Annotated in this window: 17 protein-coding genes; 9 read left to right on the top strand and 8 right to left on the bottom strand. The window is 65.4% G+C overall.

Going from position 1 to position 16,517, the window contains the following annotated elements; all coding sequences use genetic code 11:
* Nucleotide 1: 1 nt before the first annotated feature.
* Together thiS and PVE35_RS22705 are read right to left on the bottom strand one after the other, a co-directional pair.
* A complete protein-coding gene (gene thiS / locus PVE35_RS22700) occupies nucleotides 2-202 on the bottom strand; it encodes a sulfur carrier protein ThiS (RefSeq protein WP_268179336.1) in 201 nt (66 codons plus the stop codon).
* 101 nt (nucleotides 203-303) lie between these two features.
* A complete protein-coding gene (locus tag PVE35_RS22705) occupies nucleotides 304-675 on the bottom strand; it encodes a DUF423 domain-containing protein (RefSeq protein WP_277373063.1) in 372 nt (123 codons plus the stop codon).
* Nucleotides 676-844: 169 nt separating this feature from the next.
* Between PVE35_RS22705 and mtgA the strand changes: the two genes are divergently transcribed.
* Complete coding sequence (gene mtgA / locus PVE35_RS22710; RefSeq protein WP_268179338.1) at nucleotides 845-1,573, top strand: monofunctional biosynthetic peptidoglycan transglycosylase; 729 nt, start codon at nucleotides 845-847, stop codon at nucleotides 1,571-1,573.
* A gap of 99 nt (nucleotides 1,574-1,672) precedes the next feature.
* Here the strand turns inward: mtgA and PVE35_RS22715 are convergent, their stop codons facing one another.
* The 5 genes from PVE35_RS22715 to ftsY all read right to left on the bottom strand — a co-directional run bounded on the left by PVE35_RS22715 (nucleotide 1,673) and on the right by ftsY (nucleotide 6,323).
* A complete protein-coding gene (locus tag PVE35_RS22715; RefSeq protein WP_268179339.1) occupies nucleotides 1,673-2,284 on the bottom strand; it encodes a hypothetical protein in 612 nt (203 codons plus the stop codon).
* A gap of 59 nt (nucleotides 2,285-2,343) precedes the next feature.
* Nucleotides 2,344-3,198 (bottom strand): RNA polymerase sigma factor RpoH, encoded by an 855-nt coding sequence (rpoH, locus tag PVE35_RS22720; RefSeq protein ID WP_268179340.1) that lies wholly within the window; start codon nucleotides 3,196-3,198, stop codon nucleotides 2,344-2,346.
* A 142-nt stretch (nucleotides 3,199-3,340) separates the two neighbouring features.
* Nucleotides 3,341-4,357, bottom strand: coding sequence for a permease-like cell division protein FtsX (ftsX, locus tag PVE35_RS22725; protein WP_277373064.1), 1,017 nt, complete (start codon nucleotides 4,355-4,357; stop codon nucleotides 3,341-3,343).
* Complete coding sequence (ftsE, locus tag PVE35_RS22730) at nucleotides 4,357-5,025, bottom strand: cell division ATP-binding protein FtsE (protein WP_268179342.1); 669 nt, start codon at nucleotides 5,023-5,025, stop codon at nucleotides 4,357-4,359. The genes ftsX and ftsE overlap by 1 nt, the downstream gene beginning before the upstream one ends.
* Complete coding sequence (gene ftsY, locus PVE35_RS22735) at nucleotides 5,022-6,323, bottom strand: signal recognition particle-docking protein FtsY (RefSeq protein ID WP_277373065.1); 1,302 nt, start codon at nucleotides 6,321-6,323, stop codon at nucleotides 5,022-5,024. The genes ftsE and ftsY overlap by 4 nt, the downstream gene beginning before the upstream one ends.
* A 141-nt stretch (nucleotides 6,324-6,464) precedes the next feature.
* Between ftsY and PVE35_RS22740 the strand changes: the two genes are divergently transcribed.
* The 4 genes from PVE35_RS22740 (at nucleotide 6,465) to PVE35_RS22755 (ending at nucleotide 11,031) form a co-directional block, all read left to right on the top strand.
* Nucleotides 6,465-7,832, top strand: coding sequence for a pitrilysin family protein (locus PVE35_RS22740; protein WP_277373066.1), 1,368 nt, complete (start codon nucleotides 6,465-6,467; stop codon nucleotides 7,830-7,832).
* Nucleotides 7,829-9,289 carry a pitrilysin family protein gene (locus tag PVE35_RS22745; RefSeq protein WP_268179345.1) on the top strand — a complete coding sequence of 487 codons (1,461 nt, stop codon included), beginning with the start codon at nucleotides 7,829-7,831 and terminating at the stop codon, nucleotides 9,287-9,289. Before PVE35_RS22740 ends, PVE35_RS22745 begins: the two co-directional genes overlap by 4 nt.
* Entirely contained in the window at nucleotides 9,289-9,891 is a 603-nt protein-coding gene (gene rsmD / locus PVE35_RS22750) for a 16S rRNA (guanine(966)-N(2))-methyltransferase RsmD (protein ID WP_277373067.1), read from the top strand. Before PVE35_RS22745 ends, rsmD begins: the two co-directional genes overlap by 1 nt.
* Before the next feature lie 144 nt (nucleotides 9,892-10,035).
* Nucleotides 10,036-11,031 (top strand): hydrolase, encoded by a 996-nt coding sequence (locus PVE35_RS22755; RefSeq protein WP_277373068.1) that lies wholly within the window; start codon nucleotides 10,036-10,038, stop codon nucleotides 11,029-11,031.
* A gap of 108 nt (nucleotides 11,032-11,139) precedes the next feature.
* Here the strand turns inward: PVE35_RS22755 and PVE35_RS22760 are convergent, their stop codons facing one another.
* Nucleotides 11,140-11,799 carry a TetR/AcrR family transcriptional regulator gene (locus PVE35_RS22760; protein WP_277373069.1) on the bottom strand — a complete coding sequence of 220 codons (660 nt, stop codon included), beginning with the start codon at nucleotides 11,797-11,799 and terminating at the stop codon, nucleotides 11,140-11,142.
* A 200-nt stretch (nucleotides 11,800-11,999) separates the two neighbouring features.
* On the opposite strand from PVE35_RS22760, the gene PVE35_RS22765 reads away from it, so the two are divergent.
* From PVE35_RS22765 to coaD, 4 genes are all read left to right on the top strand, one after another.
* Nucleotides 12,000-13,430 carry a coniferyl aldehyde dehydrogenase gene (locus tag PVE35_RS22765; RefSeq protein WP_277373070.1) on the top strand — a complete coding sequence of 477 codons (1,431 nt, stop codon included), beginning with the start codon at nucleotides 12,000-12,002 and terminating at the stop codon, nucleotides 13,428-13,430.
* Nucleotides 13,431-13,472: 42 nt separating this feature from the next.
* Complete coding sequence (locus PVE35_RS22770; protein ID WP_277373071.1) at nucleotides 13,473-14,018, top strand: twin-arginine translocation pathway signal protein; 546 nt, start codon at nucleotides 13,473-13,475, stop codon at nucleotides 14,016-14,018.
* A 268-nt stretch (nucleotides 14,019-14,286) separates the two neighbouring features.
* Complete coding sequence (locus PVE35_RS22775) at nucleotides 14,287-15,885, top strand: GMC family oxidoreductase (protein WP_268179351.1); 1,599 nt, start codon at nucleotides 14,287-14,289, stop codon at nucleotides 15,883-15,885.
* Between the two features lie 104 nt (nucleotides 15,886-15,989).
* Entirely contained in the window at nucleotides 15,990-16,472 is a 483-nt protein-coding gene (coaD, locus tag PVE35_RS22780; RefSeq protein ID WP_268179352.1) for a pantetheine-phosphate adenylyltransferase, read from the top strand.
* Nucleotides 16,473-16,517 lie beyond the last annotated feature (45 nt).

Genomic DNA, 16,517 nt, shown 5'->3' on the forward strand with positions numbered 1-16,517 from the left:
GTCAACCGCCGCCGATGGCATGCACCACTTCCACCTGATCGCCTTCGGCGAGCAGGGTGCTGGCATGCTGGCTGCGTGGAACGATGTCCAGATTGAGCTCCACCGCCACCCGACGCCCGACCAGATCGAGACGCTCCAGCAGGTCGGCGACGCTCTGGTTGTCGGGCAGCTCGAAGGCTTCACCATTCAAGCGAATATGCATGGCGGCTGGCTCACAACTGTGGAGAGGGGCGGCATTCTAGCCCGAGAGCGGGCCACGACCAAGGTCAAAAGACGTCAACGGTCACCGGGCACGAGGCCCGCTCACACCAGCCTCCAGGCAGCCAGCCCCAGGCATAGCCAGCCGACGAGAAAGGCCACGCCACCGAAGGGGGTGATGATGCCCAGCTTGCCGATGCCGCTGAGCGTCAACAGGTAGAGACTGCCGGAAAACAGCAAGATCCCGAAGGCGAAGGCGCCGCCGGCCAGGTTGACCAGGCGTCCAGGGGCATGCAATGCCAACAGGCCGACGCCGAACAGCGCCAGGGCGTGGATCAGTTGGTAATGGGTGCCGGTCTGGAAGACCGCCAGGTAATCGGAGCTCAGCCGATTCTTCAGGCCATGGGCGGCAAAGGCCCCGAGGGCGACGCCGGTAAAGCCGGCGAAGGCGGACAACAGCAGCCAGAGACGAGCCATGCAACCTCCCATGAATGAAATGAACGGCTATGCCGTGCAGTGTAACCCCTTGCCGCGTCAGAAAAAGTAAGCTGCGTTGTCACACCGCACCCTGATACGCGCCTCAGGCCATGAAGAAATTCGCGTGTAGCGTCCACGGCTGGGCTAACCATCTGGTTTAATAGCCGCCATGCTTCGTTCCCTGACCCGCCGCCTACTCAAACTGCTGCTCTGGCTGATGCTCGCCAGCGCATTGCTGGTGCTCGTGCTGCGCTGGGTGCCGCCGCCCGGCACGGCGCTGATGGTCGAGCGCAAGCTCGAAGCCTGGGGCAACGGCCAGAGCCTGGAGCTGAAACGCCAGTGGCGCCCCTGGAAGGAGCTGCCGGACGATCTGAAGATGGCGGTGATCGCCGGCGAAGACCAGAAGTTCGCCGAACACTGGGGCTTCGACCTTGGCGCCATCCAGGCGGCATTAGTGCACAATCAGAGCGGCGGCTCGCTGCGTGGCGCCAGCACCCTCAGCCAGCAGGTGGCGAAGAATCTGTTCCTCTGGTCTGGCCGCAGTTGGCTGCGCAAGGGCCTGGAAGCCTGGTTCACCGCGCTGATCGAGCTGCTTTGGTCGAAGGAGCGCATCCTCGAGGTCTACCTCAACAGCGTCGAGTGGGGCGACGGCATCTTCGGCGCTGAGGCTGCCGCGCGCCACCACTTCGGTGTCGGCGCGCCCTATCTCAATCGTCAGCAGGCCAGCCAACTGGCGGCAGTGCTGCCCAACCCGCTGCGCTGGAGCGCCGGTCGCCCGGATGGCTATATCGCCCGTCGTGCGGCCTGGATTCGCCAGCAGATGCGACAACTGGGCGGTAGCCACTACCTCGATCAGCTCGAGCCGGTCAGGCCGAGTTGGTGGCCGCAATGGCTATAGCGCCCGCCGGTGAAGCGCTTTAGTCGGTGCGCGCGGCGCACCCTACGGATCGCCACCGATGTAGGGTGCGCTGTGCGCACCAAAAAACCACACAGCGACCTATGGGCGTGGAGCGAATACCCGTTTAGGCACGGCATGCAACAGCGCGACATCATCGCCTCGCAGATGCACGGTCAGCCCCCACTGCGGATAGACCCAGGCCTGCCCCTCGGCCAGTTCCAGGGTCAGGCGCGGCTGCCCCAGGCTGGCTGCCAGGCGTTCGCTGGGCAGAGAGGGCGGTGCGCCGAGATTGACCTCGGCAATGGCAAAATCCGCCATCTGCCCGAGCAGTGCTTCACTCAGTTCAACCTCGGCATCGCCGGCTTGCAGCCCCTGCGCGGCCATCAGGCTGTCACGCTGCTTGCCACTCAAGGCCACCTCGGCCTGCAGCGACCAGTCGCCCTCCTCGTCTTGAAGCTGGGCGCGATAGAGCAGGCGCGCGCCATCCAGGCGCGGCTGCAGCCACAGCTCACCAGGCGCCAGCGCTTGCACGTCGCGTAACGCTAGCTCGTCATCCGCCAGAGGTTGCAGCAGGGCATCGCGCCATTGTTGCAGACTGGCCAGCGGGTGCACCTCGCCACTGCGCATCAACCAGGCACCCCAGGCGAAGAACGCCACGGCTACGACGATGAACAGGAGCCAGTGCTGCGCTTTCAGGGGTGGCTTGTTCACGCTATTTCTCTAGACAGAAAAAAGCCGCACCTGGGTGCGGCTTTTCGGGTAAAGCGGGCTCAGGCGGCGATACAGCCCTTGAGCTTGTTCATGGCGTTCTTCTCGAGCTGTCGGATACGCTCGGCCGATACGTTGTATTTGGCGGCCAGGTCGTGCAACGTCGCCTTCTCTTCCGCCAGCCAGCGCTGGTAAAGAATGTCGCGGCTGCGCTCGTCCAGGCTTTCCAGCGCCTCGTGCAGGTTGCTGCTGGAACTGTCGCTCCAGTCGGCGTCCTCGAGCTGACGGGCCGGGTCGTAGCGGTGGTCTTCCAGATACTGCGCGGGCGACTGGAAGGCGCTGTCGTCGTCGGCATCGTTGGCCGGGTCGAAGGCCATGTCCTGGCCGGTCAGGCGGCTTTCCATCTCGCGTACTTCGTGCGGCTCGACGCCCAGGCTCTCGGCCACGGCCTCGACCTCGTCGTTGTTCAGCCAGGCCAGACGCTTCTTCTGGCTGCGCAGGTTGAAGAACAGCTTGCGCTGGGCCTTGGTGGTGGCCACTTTGACGATGCGCCAGTTCTTCAGGATGAACTCGTGGATTTCCGCGCGGATCCAGTGCACGGCAAAGGACACCAGGCGTACGCCCATTTCCGGGTTGAAACGCTTGACCGCCTTCATCAGGCCGACGTTGCCCTCCTGGATCAGGTCGGCCTGGGCCAGACCATAACCGGAGTAGCTGCGGGCGATGTGCACCACGAAACGCAGGTGGGCCAGCACCATCTGCCGGGCGGCCTCGAGATCCTGCTTGTAATAGAGACTCTCGGCCAACTCACGCTCCTGCTCGGGCGTCAGCAGCGGAATGCTGTTGACCGCATGCACGTAAGCCTCCAGGTTGGCGCCTGGAACCAGAGCATGAACAGGTTGCAAGGAAGTGGACATTGGAATCCTCCGATTCACGAACTCGTGCAGTGTAGCACTGCGCTATCTGATGCAGAGCCTGTGGATAAGTTCCTGTTCAGATAGTCAATATCAACCAAAACAATGACTTGTCAGCTTGCGTTCAGCCTTGCCGGCAGGCGCCTCAACGCGGCGCCAGCTCGTTCAGGTGTCGAGCGACCGCCAGCCAGGCGCCAATATAGCCCAACAGCACGGCGCCGAGCAGCAGGGAAAAACCGTCGGAAGAAGGTACGCCACCCAGGGCGAAATCGCTACCGTAAAGACCAGACAAACGTACTACAGCATCGTTCAGCCAATCCAGCCCGAAGGCCAGCAGCAGCCAGGCGAACAGTCCGGCACCGAGGCCATACAGCGCGCCCATGTAGAGGAAGGGTCGGCGCACGTAGCCATCGGTGCCGCCCACCAGCTTGATCACCTCGATTTCGGCGCGGCGGTTCTCGATGTGCAGGCGGATGGTGTTGCCGATCACCAGCAGCAGGGCCAGCACCAGCAGCACGCTGAGGCCGAAGACGAAGCGATCACCCAGCTTGAGGATGGCGGTCAGGCGCTCGACCCAGACCAGATCGAGCTGTGCCTGCTCCACCTTGGGCAGTTCCGCCAGACGCTGGCGCAGGGCTTCGAGCTTGGCCTTGTCCACTTCCTTGGGCGTCACCAGCACCACGCCGGGCAGCGGGTTTTCCGGCAGCTCCTTGAGCGCCTGGCCCAGGCCGGAGAGCTGCTGGAACTCTTCCAACGCCTGTTCGCGACTGATCCATTCCGCCTCGGCAACATCGTCCATCGCCGCAATCTGCTCGCGCAGCGCCTGGCCTTCGCGCTCGCTGGCGGACATGTCGAGGAACAGGGAAATCTGCGCGGCGCGCTGCCAGGAGCCGCCGAGTTTCTCGACGTTGTCCAGCAGCAGCGACAGGCCCATGGGCAGGCTCAGCGCCACGGCCATCACCCAGCAGGTGAAGAAGCTGCCGATGGGCTGGCGCGCCAGGCGGCGCAGGCTGTCCACCAGGCTGGCGCGGTGGCTTTCCAGCCAGGCGTTGAGCAGGGTACGAAAATCCGGCTCGTCCGCCGGGCCATCCACCACCTTGTTGCGCGGCGCGGCGCCGACCCGTTCGGCCGGCTGCGGCTTGGGCATCTTCGACGCGCTCATCAGGCCGCCTCCCCGTCACCGATCAGGCGACCGCGTTGCAGGGTGAGCATGCGCTGGCGCATGCGCGCGATCAGCGCCAGGTCGTGGCTGGCGATCAGCACCGTGGTGCCCAGTTGGTTGATGTCCTCGAACACGCCCATGATCTCGGCAGCCAGGCGCGGGTCGAGGTTGCCGGTGGGCTCGTCCGCCAGCAGCAGAGCCGGGCGATGGACGATGGCGCGGGCGATGCCGACGCGCTGTTGCTGGCCGGTGGACAGGTCACCGGGTGCCTGCTCGGCCTTGTCGCTGAGGCTGACCCGCTCCAGCGCGGCGCCGACCCGCTTGGCGATTTCAGGCTTGGACAGGCCGAGAATCTGCAGCGGCAGGGCAACGTTGTCATAGACCGTGCGATCGAACAGCAACTGGTGATTCTGGAACACCACGCCGATCTGCCGGCGCAGGAAGGGAATCTGCGCGTTGGTGATGGTGGACAGATCCTGCCCGGCCAGCAGCAACTTGCCGCTGGTGGGCCGCTCCATCGCCAGCAGCAGGCGCAACAGGGTGCTCTTGCCAGCGCCGGAGTGGCCGGTGACGAAGAGGAACTCGCCGGGGCGAACGCGGAAGGTCAGTTCGTGCAGCCCGACATGGCCATTGGGGTAACGCTTGGCGACCTGCTCGAATCGGATCATGCCCGCTCGCGCTCCTCGAAGAGTGCCTGAACGAAGGCCTGCGCCTGGAACGGGCGCAGGTCATCGATGCCCTCGCCCACGCCGATGTAGCGAATCGGCAAGCCGAACTGCTTGGCCAGGGCGAAGATGACGCCGCCCTTGGCGGTGCCATCGAGCTTGGTCAACGCCAGGCCGCTGAGGTTCACCGTCTGGTTGAACTGCTTGGCCTGGTTGATGGCGTTCTGCCCGGTGCCGGCGTCGAGCACCAGCAGCACCTCGTGCGGCGCCGTGTCGTCCAGCTTGCCGATCACCCGACGCACCTTCTTCAGCTCTTCCATCAGGTTGTCCTTGGTGTGCAGGCGCCCGGCGGTGTCGGCGATCAGCACGTCAATGCCACGGGACTTGGCGGCCTGCACCGCATCGAAGATCACCGAGGCCGAGTCGGCGCCGGTGTGCTGGGCGATCACCGCGATGTTGTTGCGCTCGCCCCAGACCTGCAATTGCTCCACGGCAGCGGCGCGGAAGGTGTCGCCAGCGGCGAGCATGACCTTCTTGCCTTCGAGCTGCAGCTTCTTGGCCAGCTTGCCGATAGTGGTGGTCTTGCCCACGCCGTTGACGCCCACGACGAGGATCACATAGGGCTGCTTGGCGCTGTCGATCACCAGCGGCTGCTCCACCGGCTTGAGCAGGCTGACCAGCTCTTCCTGCAGGGCCTTGTACAGCGCGCCACTATCGGCCAGTTCCTTGCGCGCCACGCGCTTGGTCAGGTTGCCGATGATGGCGGTGGTCGCCTCGACGCCGACGTCGGCGGTGAGCAGACGGGTTTCCAGGTCGTCGAGCAGGTCGTCATCGATGGCCTTCTTGCCGAGGAACAGGCTGGCCATACCTTCGCCAAGGCTGGCGCTGGTCTTGGACAGGCCCTGCTTGAGGCGGGCGAAGAAGCTGGGTTTCTCCTGGGTGACAGAGGTAGCGGGCGGAGCCACGGGCAACGCAGGTTCGACCACAAGACTTGGCTGGGGAGCGGGGCCTGGCTGCACCGGGGCGGTCGGGGCAGGTGCCTCGACGGCGGGTGCCACCGGCTGAGGTGCGGGAGCGGCCTCAGCCGTGGCAGTCGCTGGCTCGCTGGCGGGCGCCGGCGCGGGATCTGGCGGTTGAACCGACTCGCCAGGCGCGACCTCGGCCGGCTGCGTCGCCTCGGCGGCGGTGTCTGCCGGTTTCTTGCGCCACCAACTGAACAGGGATTTCTTTTCTTCGGTCACAGGCGGATTCTGCGCGCCAGCCTCGGCCGGCGACTTCTTGTCGTCTTTGGAACCAAACATGGGTCGCTGCATCTCAGGGGAGCGGACGCCAACAGGCTGAAAAGCCTTGCCGCGCCGCCCCGGAAAAGGATGGGGTATCCTAGCACCTCTTCGCCCGCCGGCGGTACGACCGCCCAGGCTATCCGACAGGTCAGACTCTCGATGAATGCCATTGCCCGCCGCTCGCTCGGCTTGCTGTTCAGCTTGCTCTGCGCTCCGCTGACAACCTTCGCCGCCACCGCCCAACCCACCCACGAATTCGCCCTGGACAATGGCCTCAAGGTCATCGTCCGCGAGGATCACCGCGCCCCGGTGGTGGTCTCGCAGATCTGGTACAAGGTCGGCTCCAGCTACGAGACGCCCGGCTCCACCGGCCTGTCCCATGCCCTGGAGCACATGATGTTCAAAGGCAGCGCCAAGCTCGGCCCGGGCGAGGCCTCCGAAGTGCTGCGCAAGCTGGGCGCCGAAGAGAATGCCTTCACCAGCGACGACTACACCGCCTACTACCAGGTGCTGGCCCGCGACCGTCTACCGGTGGCCCTGGAGCTGGAAGCCGACCGCCTGGCCAGCCTGAAGCTGCCAGCAGACGAGTTCGCCAAGGAAATCGAGGTGATCAAGGAAGAGCGCCGCCTGCGCACCGACGACCGCCCCTCGTCCAAGGCCTTCGAGCGCTTCAAGGCCATGGCCTACCCGGCCAGCGGCTACAGCATTCCCACCATCGGCTGGATGGCCGACCTGGAGCGCATGCACATCGACGAACTGCGTGCCTGGCACCAGAAGTGGTATGCACCGAACAACGCCACCCTGGTGGTGGTCGGTGACGTGACCGTGGATGAGGTCAAGAGCCAGGTACAGCGCTACTTCGGCGACATCCCGCGCGGCGAAGTGCCCACTGCCAAACTGCCGCTGGAACTGGCTGCGCCGGGTGAACGCCGCATCATCCTGCACCTCAAGACCCAACTGCCGAGCCTGCTGATGGGCTTCAACGTGCCGGGCCTGGCCACCGCGGCAACGCCACGCCAGGTCTACGCCCTGCGCCTGGCCGCCGCCCTGCTCGATGGCGGCTACAGCGCGCGCCTGTCCACCCGCCTGGAACGCGGCGAAGAACTGGTTTCCGGCGCCAGCGCCTGGTACAACGCCTTCACCCGTGGCGACAGCCTGTTCATTCTCTCGGCCACCCCCAACGTGCAGAAGGGCAAGACCCTGGAACAGGTCGAGGCCGGCCTGTGGCGCGAGCTGGAAGCGCTGAAGAAAACGCCGCCGTCCGCTGCCGAACTGGCGCGGGTACGCGCCCAGGTCATCGCCGGTCTGGTTTACGAGCGCGACTCGATCAGCAGCCAGGCCACCAGCATTGGCCAACTGGAAACCGTCGGCCTGTCCTGGCAACTGATCGACCAGGAACTGGCCGAGCTGAGCGCCGTGACCCCAGCCGACATCCAGCAGGCCGCCCGCACCTTCTTCGTTCGCGACCGCCTGAGCGTCGCCCACGTACTGCCCGAAGAGTCCCGTAATGAGGAGTCCCGCCCATGAAGACTGAGCAACGCCGCCTGGGCCTGCTCGGCCTGATCCTGTCCAGCGCCCTGGCTCTGGGCGCCTGCGCCAACCTGTCCGACAGCACCGTGACTGGAGATGCCGCCAAGCTGCAGTCGCTGGCTGCGCTAGACGGCAAGGCGCCAACGCGCCGCACTCTGGATATCCAGACCTGGAACACCGCGCAAGGCGCCAAGGTGCTGTTCGTCGAAGCCCACGAACTGCCGATGTTCGACCTGCGCCTGACCTTCGCCGCCGGCAGCAGCCAGGACGGCGGCGTGCCAGGCCTGGCCACCCTGACCAACGCCATGCTCAACGAAGGCGTGCCAGGCAAGGATGTCGGCGCCATCGCCGCCGGCTTCGAGGGCCTCGGGGCCGAATTCGGCAACGGCGCCTACCGTGACATGGCCGTGGCCAGCCTGCGCAGCCTGAGCGCGCCGGAACAACGCACACCCGCCCTGGCACTGTTCAGCGACGTGCTGGGCAAGCCCACCTTCCCCGCCGACTCGCTGGTACGGATCAAGAACCAGTTGCTCGCCGGCTTCGAGTTCCAGAAGCAGAACCCGGGCAAACTGGCCAGCCTGGAGCTGTTCGAGCACCTGTACGGCCAGCACCCCTACGCCCACCCGAGCGATGGCACACCGCAGTCGATCCCGGGCATTACCCGCCAGCAACTGCAGGCCTTCCATGCCCGCGCCTATGCCGCCGGCAACGCGGTGATCGCCCTGGTTGGTGACCTCTCGCGCAGCGAGGCCGAGGCCATCGCCAATCAGGTTTCTGCTGCCCTGCCGAAAGGCCCGGCACTGGCGAAGATCCCCCAGCCACAAACGCCCAAACCCGGCACCAGTCATATCGAGTACCCGTCCAACCAGACCCACCTGATGCTCGCCCAGCTCGGCATCGACCGCCGCGACCCGGACTACGCCGCCCTGTACCTGGGCAACCAGATCTTCGGCGGCGGCGGCTTCGGTACCCGGCTGATGAGCGAGGTGCGCGAGAAGCGCGGCCTGACTTATGGTGTCTACTCCGGTTTCAGCGCCATGCAGGCGCGCGGCCCGTTCATGATCAACCTGCAAACCCGCGCCGACCTCAGCGAAGGCACCCTGGCCCTGGTCAAGCAACTGCTCGCCGACTACCTGCGTGACGGCCCCACCCCACAGGAGCTGGACAACGCCAAGCGCGAGCTGGCCGGCAGCTTCCCGCTGTCCACCGCGAGCAATGCCGATATCGTCGGGCAACTGGCGTCGATGGGCTTCTACGACCTGCCGCTGAGCTATCTGGACGACTTCATGCGTGACGTGCAGAGCCTGACCACCGAGCAGGTCAAGGCGGCGATGGCCAAGCATCTCGACCCGAATGCGATGGTCGTGGTCACCGCTGGCCCGACTGTGCCGCAGAAAGAGCTGCCGCCGCCCACCGAGCGGCCAGCCGAGCGCCCCAGCACGGTGCCACACTGATGCGCGGGCGCACTCCGCAGAAACCGGCCGCCAAGGCCCATGGTGGCCAAGGCCAGTTGCGCATCATCGGCGGCCAGTGGCGTTCGCGGCGCTTCGCCTTCCCCGACGGCCCGGGACTGCGCCCGACACCGGATCGGGTGCGCGAAACCCTGTTCAACTGGCTGGCGCCTTATGTCGAGGGCGCCCATGTGCTCGACCCCTTCGCCGGCAGCGGCGCACTGCTGCTCGAAGCGCTGTCGCGCGGCGCCGCCAGCGGCCTGGCCTGCGACCTCAACCCAGCCTCGGTGGCAGCCTTGCGCGGACACCTGGCGACTCTGCAGTGCAGCGCTGGTGAAATCCAGCTAGGCGATGCTTTGCAGTTGCTGGCACGCCCGGCGCCGCGTCGCTTCGATATCGTCCTGCTCGATCCGCCGTTCCACAAGGATCTGCTGCAAGACGCCTGCAATCTGCTGGAGGCACAGGGCTGGCTGGCCGACGACGCCTGGGTCTATACCGAAAGCGAAACCGCGCCCTCGACCCTCAGCCTGCCCGGCAACTGGCGCCTGCATCGGGAGAAACACACCGGCCAGGTGCATTACGCGCTGTGGCAAAGAAGTGCGTAGGGTGGATGTCGCCTTTTACATCCACCATGACGGCGTAATTGGTTTTATGGGAGGGTAGGCAAGCTCCGTAGCCTGGATGAAATCCAGGGCCGCCGCTCCCGGATTGCATCCGGGCTACGTCTAACGCCGATGATCGACCGCACCATGAACACTGACTTTCGCCCCGCCTGGTGGCTCCCCGGCCCGCATCTGCAGACGCTGTGGAACCCCTTCTGCCGCAAGCCGCCGCAGCTTGAACGCCAGCGCGAACGGCTGTGGCTGGACGATGGCGATTTTCTCGACCTCGACTGGCATGGCCCACACGATGCCCACGCGCCGCTGGTGCTGGTGCTGCATGGTCTGACCGGCAGCTCCAGCTCGCTCTACGTGCTCGGCCTGCAGCAGGCCCTGGCCGCAGGTGGCTGGGCCAGCGTGGCGTTGAACTGGCGCGGCTGCTCCGGCGAGCCCAACCTGCTGCCACGCGGCTACCACTCCGGTGTCAGCGAGGATCTGGCCTCGGTGGTGGCGCACCTGCGCGCACAGCGACCAATGGCACCGCTGTACGCCGTGGGCTATTCCCTGGGCGGCAACGTGCTGCTCAAGTACCTGGGCGAAAGCGGCGCGCGATGCCCGTTGCAAGGCGCCGTGGCGGTCTCGGTGCCCTTCCGTCTGGATCAGTGCGCCGACCGCATCGGCCTGGGCTTCTCGCGGGTGTACCAGGCGCATTTCATGCGCGAGCTGGTGGCCTACGTGAACAACAAGCAGCGCCTGTTCAGCGAGCAAGGCCGTGGCGAACACCTGTCGGTACTGGAGCGCCTCGGCCCGCTGGACGGCATGCGCACCTTCTGGGACTTCGATGGGCGCATCACCGCACCGCTGCATGGTTTCAGCGATGCCCACGACTATTACCGGCGCGCCTCCAGCCGCTTCTACCTGGGCGACATCCGCACGCGCACGCTGATCATCCAGGCCGGGAACGACCCCTTCATCTTCCGCCACAGCCTGCCGGAAGCCAGCGAGCTGGCGCCTGGCACCGAGTTCGAGCTGCACGCCAAGGGCGGCCATGTCGGCTTCGTCGAGGGCAGCCCGCGCCGTCCGGTCTACTACCTGGAGCGACGCATTCCGCAGTGGCTGGCCGCGCTGAACACAGGATCTGCGTAGCCTGGATGAAATCCAGGGGTCTATAAAAACACGCAATGCCCCGGATTGCATCCGGGCTACGGCTCTACCTCGGTGTTGTAGCCCGGATGGAATCCGGGACGACAACAATCAGCCCAGCACCTGCTCCAGGGGGACGTGCAGGCGCTCATACAGGGCCTCGACCGCCTCGCGCGCGGCCGGGGCGATATAGCCGCCTTCCAGCGCCAGCACCTGATAGATGCCACGGCGCAGCATGTCCTGGCTGAGGTTGTCCGGGTTGGCTCCGGCAGTGCAGAGAAAGCGCACCCAGGAGGTCATGATGATCCAGGCGTTGAGCGTCAGCGCCTCGATCTGCGCCGTGCTCATCAACAGGATCTCGGCGTCGACGAAACCCTGGTAGATCGCCTGCGCCCCCACCAGGCAGCGCTGGGCGAAGGCGCGATAACGCTCGGCCAGCTCGGCGTCGGAATCGAGCAGGTGTTCCAGATCGCGATGCAGGAAGCGGTAGTGCCACATCGCAGCCAGCAGCGCCTCCAGATAGAAGGTCTTGTCGTCCACGGTCAACGCGCGCCCCTCGGGTGGGCGCAGAAAGCTGTCGACCTGCGCCTCGTACTGGGCGAACAGCTCGGCAATGATCACCTGCTTGTTGCGGAAGTGGTAGTACAGGTTGCCCGGCGAAATGCCCAGGTGGGCGGCGATATGGTTGGTCGTCACGTTGCGCTCGCCCTGGCTGTTGAACAGGCTCAGGCTCGCGGCAACGATGCGGTCACGGGTCTTTGGCGGCGCCATGCTCGGCTCGTTCTCGACTGCAAAATGGCAAAGGTACAGGCAGAAACAGGCGAAGTGTTACCTCGCCAGCTCGCCAAGGCCACGCGCTGACCTTTGGTTAGGGTGCAGGCAGATCGAGGGCGCGGCATCCTATTTGACAGACTAGAGCAATTACTCTAAACATCCAGTACCCCCAGACTGGAACGTTCCGGAGCAACGCCATGGCCAGCAACATCGCCTACCTGCAGCACAGCCAACAGCAGATCGATCAGCTAGACGACACCTTCGCCCTGCAGCGCTCGGCGTTCGCCGCCAATCCGATGCCGTCGGCCGAGCAGCGCATCCGGTGGCTGAGTTCCCTGCGCGAACTGCTGACCGAGCAGCAGGAGACCCTGGTGGCAGCGATCTCCGAGGACTTCAGCAATCGCTCGGCCGACGAAACCCGTCTGGCCGAACTGATGCCCAGCCTGCACGGCATCCACTATGCGACCAAGCGCCTGCGCAAGTGGATGAAGCCTTCGCGGCGCAGCGTCGGCCTGCAGTTCATGCCCGCTGCCGCCAAGGTGGTCTACCAGCCGCTGGGAGTGGTCGGCATCATCGTGCCCTGGAACTACCCGCTGTTCCTCGCCATCGGCCCGTTGACCGGCGCGCTGGCCGCCGGCAACCGGGTGATGATCAAGATGAGCGAATCCACGCCGGTCACCTCGCTGCTGCTCAAGCAACTGCTGGCGCGCATCTTCCCCGAAGACCTGGTCAGCGTGGCCCTGGGCGAGGCGGAAGTGGGCATGGCCTTCTCCAAGCTGCCGTTCGATCACCTGCTGTTCACCGGTGCCACCAGCATCGGCAAGCACGTGATGCGTGCCGCCGCCGAGAACCTCACCCCGGTGACCCTGGAGCTGGGCGGCAAGTCGCCGGCCATCGTTTCCGCCGATGTACCGTTGGCCGACGCTGCCGAGCGCATCGCCTTCGGCAAGACCCTCAACGCCGGGCAGACCTGCGTGGCGCCCGACTATGTGCTGGTGCCAAGGGATCGTGTCGAGGGCTTCGTCACCGCCTACCGCGAGGTGGTGCAGCGCTTCTACCCGACGCTGGCGGACAACCCGGACTACACGGCCATCATCAACGAACGCCAGTTGGCCCGCCTCAATGGCTACCTGCAGGATGCCGAGGCCAAGGGCGCGCGCATCGTCCCGCTGTTCCCGCAGAGCCAGGGCCGGCGCCTGCCGCAGAGCCTGCTGCTGAACGTGAACGACGAGATGAAGGTGATGCAGGACGAAATCTTCGGCCCGCTGCTGCCCGTGGTGCCTTACGACCGCCTGGAAGACGCCTTCGCCTACGTCAACGCCCGACCACGCCCGCTGGCGCTGTATTACTTCGGCTACGACAAGCGCGAACAGCAGCGCGTGCTGCACGAGACCCACTCCGGTGGCGTGTGCCTCAACGACACCCTGCTGCACGTCGCCCAGGACGACATGCCGTTCGGCGGCATCGGCCCCTCGGGCATGGGCCATTACCACGGCCATGAAGGCTTCCTGACGTTCAGCAAGGCCAAGGGCGTGTTCATCAAGCAGCGCTTCAACGCCGCCAAGCTGATCTACCCCCCCTACGGCAAGGCGATCCAGAAGCTGGTCTATAAATTGTTCGTACGCTGATCCACGCGGGCCAGCGGCCCGCTCTGCCAGGTGATAACAACAATGCACGACACCGCCCTACAACCGCCGCACCTGTCGCGGCGCAACCTGCTCAAGATCGGTCTGATGGGCACGGCCATGCTCGGTACCGTCAGCCTGACGGCCAGCCTCAGCGGTTGCTCGGCCAGCACGCCGGCCAGCGGCTACCTGATCCTGCGCAGCAGCGACATGCCCTTCCTGCGTGCGCTGATCCCGGTGATGCTGGACGGCGCAGTGCCCACCGGGCAGATGCCACAGGCCGTCGAAGGCACCATCAAGAGCCTCGATCATAGCCTGGCGCACCTGTCGCCGGAGATGCTGAAGCTCACCATGCAGCTATTCGACGTGCAGAGCATGGCCGTCACCCGCGGCCCGCTGACCGGCGTCTGGGGCAGTTGGGAAAACGCCAGCGCCAATGACGTGCGCAACTTTCTCGAGCGCTGGCAGAACAGCAGTCTGAGCCTGCTGCGCATGGGCCATTCCTCGCTGCTGCAGTTGGTGATGATGGCCTGGTACAGCCGGCCCGAGGCCTGGGCGCACTGCGGCTATCCGGGGCCACCCACCGTCTGAAGACCTGTCGCGGCTCCCGTAGCAGGCCGTTGAAAAACGTAGGCGAGGCAGCCAGTGCAAGGCAAAAACAGCCGAAAAAGCGCAGTTTACGTGTTGTAAATGAGCATTTTGAGGCTGTTTTTAACGCAGCAATGGCCACGTAGGTAGTTTTTCAACAGCCTGGTAGGGTGCGCCATGCATACCACAAAACGGGGTTGAGCCTCGGTGCGCGCAGCGCACCCTACCCGCCCTGTCTCGCTCGCTGTGAATGACAAGAAGAGAGCCTGAAATGCCCGTACCCGATCTGTTCAAGCAAGGCCTGGCCAGGGGTTGGAAGACCCATGACGGCTCGCGCCTGGAAAACGACCTGACCCTGGAAGCCGATGTCGCCATCGTCGGCAGCGGCGCCGGTGGTGGCACCACGGCGGAAATCCTCAGCGCCGCTGGCTACAAGGTGCTGCTGATCGAGGAAGGCCCGCTCAAGACCAGCGATGACTTCAAGATGCAGGAGGCCGAGGCCTACCCGACGCTCTATCAGGAAGGTATCGGCCGCATGAGCAAGGATGGCGCCATCACCATCCTGCAGGGCCGGGCCGTGGGCGGCACCACCCTGGTCAACTGGACCAGCAGCTTCCGCACCCCGCCACAGACCCTGGCCTACTGGGCCGAGGCCTTTGGGGTCAAGGGCCATGACGTCGAGTCCATGGCGCCCTGGTTCGAGAAGATGGAACAACGCCTGGGCGTCGCCCCCTGGATGGTGCCACCGAATGCCAACAACGAGGTGATCCGCACCGGCTGCGACAAGCTCGGTTACCACTGGGCGGTGATCCCGCGCAACGTGCGCGGCTGCTGGAACCTCGGTTACTGCGGCATGGGCTGCCCGACCAACGCCAAGCAATCGATGCTGGTCACCACCATCCCTGCCACGCTCGATGCTGGTGGCGAGCTGCTCTACCTGGCACGCGCCGACAGGCTTGTGATCGAAGGCGACAAGGTGGTCGGCCTCGACTGCCTGGGCATGGACGAGCGCTGCGTGGCCCCCAACGGCAAGCGCATTCGCGTCAAGGCGCGGCATTACGTGCTGGCCGGCGGCGGTATCAACACGCCTGGCATCCTCCTGCGCTCGGAGGCGCCCGACCCGCACAAACGCGTGGGCCGACGCACCTACCTGCACCTGGTGAACTTCTCCGCCGGGCAATTCGATCAGGTGATCAACCCCTTCTACGGTGCGCCGCAGTCGCTGTACTCCGACCACTTCCAATGGGACGACGGCACCACCGGGCGCCTGTCCTTCAAGCTGGAAGTACCGCCGCTGCAACCGGCCCTCACCGCCACCCTGCTCGGCGGCTTCGGCCAGGACAACGCCCTGCGCATGGAGCAACTGCCGCACACCAACATGATGCTCGCCCTGCTGCGCGACGGCTTCCACCCCGAGAGCGCCGAAGGGCGGGTGGAGCTGCGCGGCGACGGCAGCCCGGTGCTCGATTACCAGATGACCGACTACACCTGGGACGGCGTGCGCCGCGCCTTCCTGACCATGGCCGAAATCCAGTTCGCCGCCGGAGCCAAGGCGGTGCTGCCGATCCATGCCGATGCGCGTTTCGTCGACAGTTGGAGCAAGGCCAAGGAGATGATCGAAGACCTCGACCTGGCGCTGTACCGCACGCGCCTGGGCAGTGCCCACGTCATGGGCGGCTGCGCCATGGGCGAAGACCCGCAGCAAGCGGTGGTCGACAGCCTCGGCCGGCATCATCAGCTCGGCAACCTGTCGATCCACGACGGCTCGCTGTTCCCCACCAGCATCGGCGCCAACCCGCAACTGTCGATCTACGGGCTCACCGCCAAGCTCGCCACGCTCCTGGGCGAGCGGCTGAAAAGCCCGAGCTAGACGCTACCAATCTGGCGCTGGGAAACACAGCGCAGGCCGCGGCTTGGCCGCTGGCATGCGCTGCGCTACCATCCGAGTCCTTTTCGACCCGCCAGGACGTACCGATGAATCGAGTGTTATACCCCGGCACCTTCGACCCCATCACCAAAGGCCATGGCGATCTGGTCGAACGCGCTGCACGCCTGTTCGATCACGTCATCATCGCCGTCGCCGCCAGCCCCAAGAAGAATCCGCTGTTCCCCCTGGAGCAACGCGTCGAGCTGGCCCGCGAGGTCACCAAGCACCTGCCCAACGTCGAAGTGGTGGGTTTCTCCACCCTGCTCGCGCACTTCGTCAAGGAACAGAACGCCAACGTCTTCCTGCGCGGCCTGCGTGCGGTTTCAGACTTCGAGTACGAATTCCAGCTGGCCAACATGAACCGCCAACTGGCGCCGGACGTGGAGAGCCTGTTCCTCACCCCGTCGGAGAAGTACTCCTTCATTTCCTCGACCCTGGTGCGCGAAATCGCCGCCCTGGGTGGCGACATCACCAAGTTCGTCCACCCGGCCGTGGCCCAAGCCCTGCAAGAGCGCTTTCGCAAGGCCTGACGCTCTGGGCAGGCTCCAGCGCCTGCCCTGCGCAGCAAGGTCGCA

Source organism: Pseudomonas sp. AA-38 (assembly GCF_029457475.1).
Taxonomy (GTDB): domain Bacteria; phylum Pseudomonadota; class Gammaproteobacteria; order Pseudomonadales; family Pseudomonadaceae; genus Aquipseudomonas.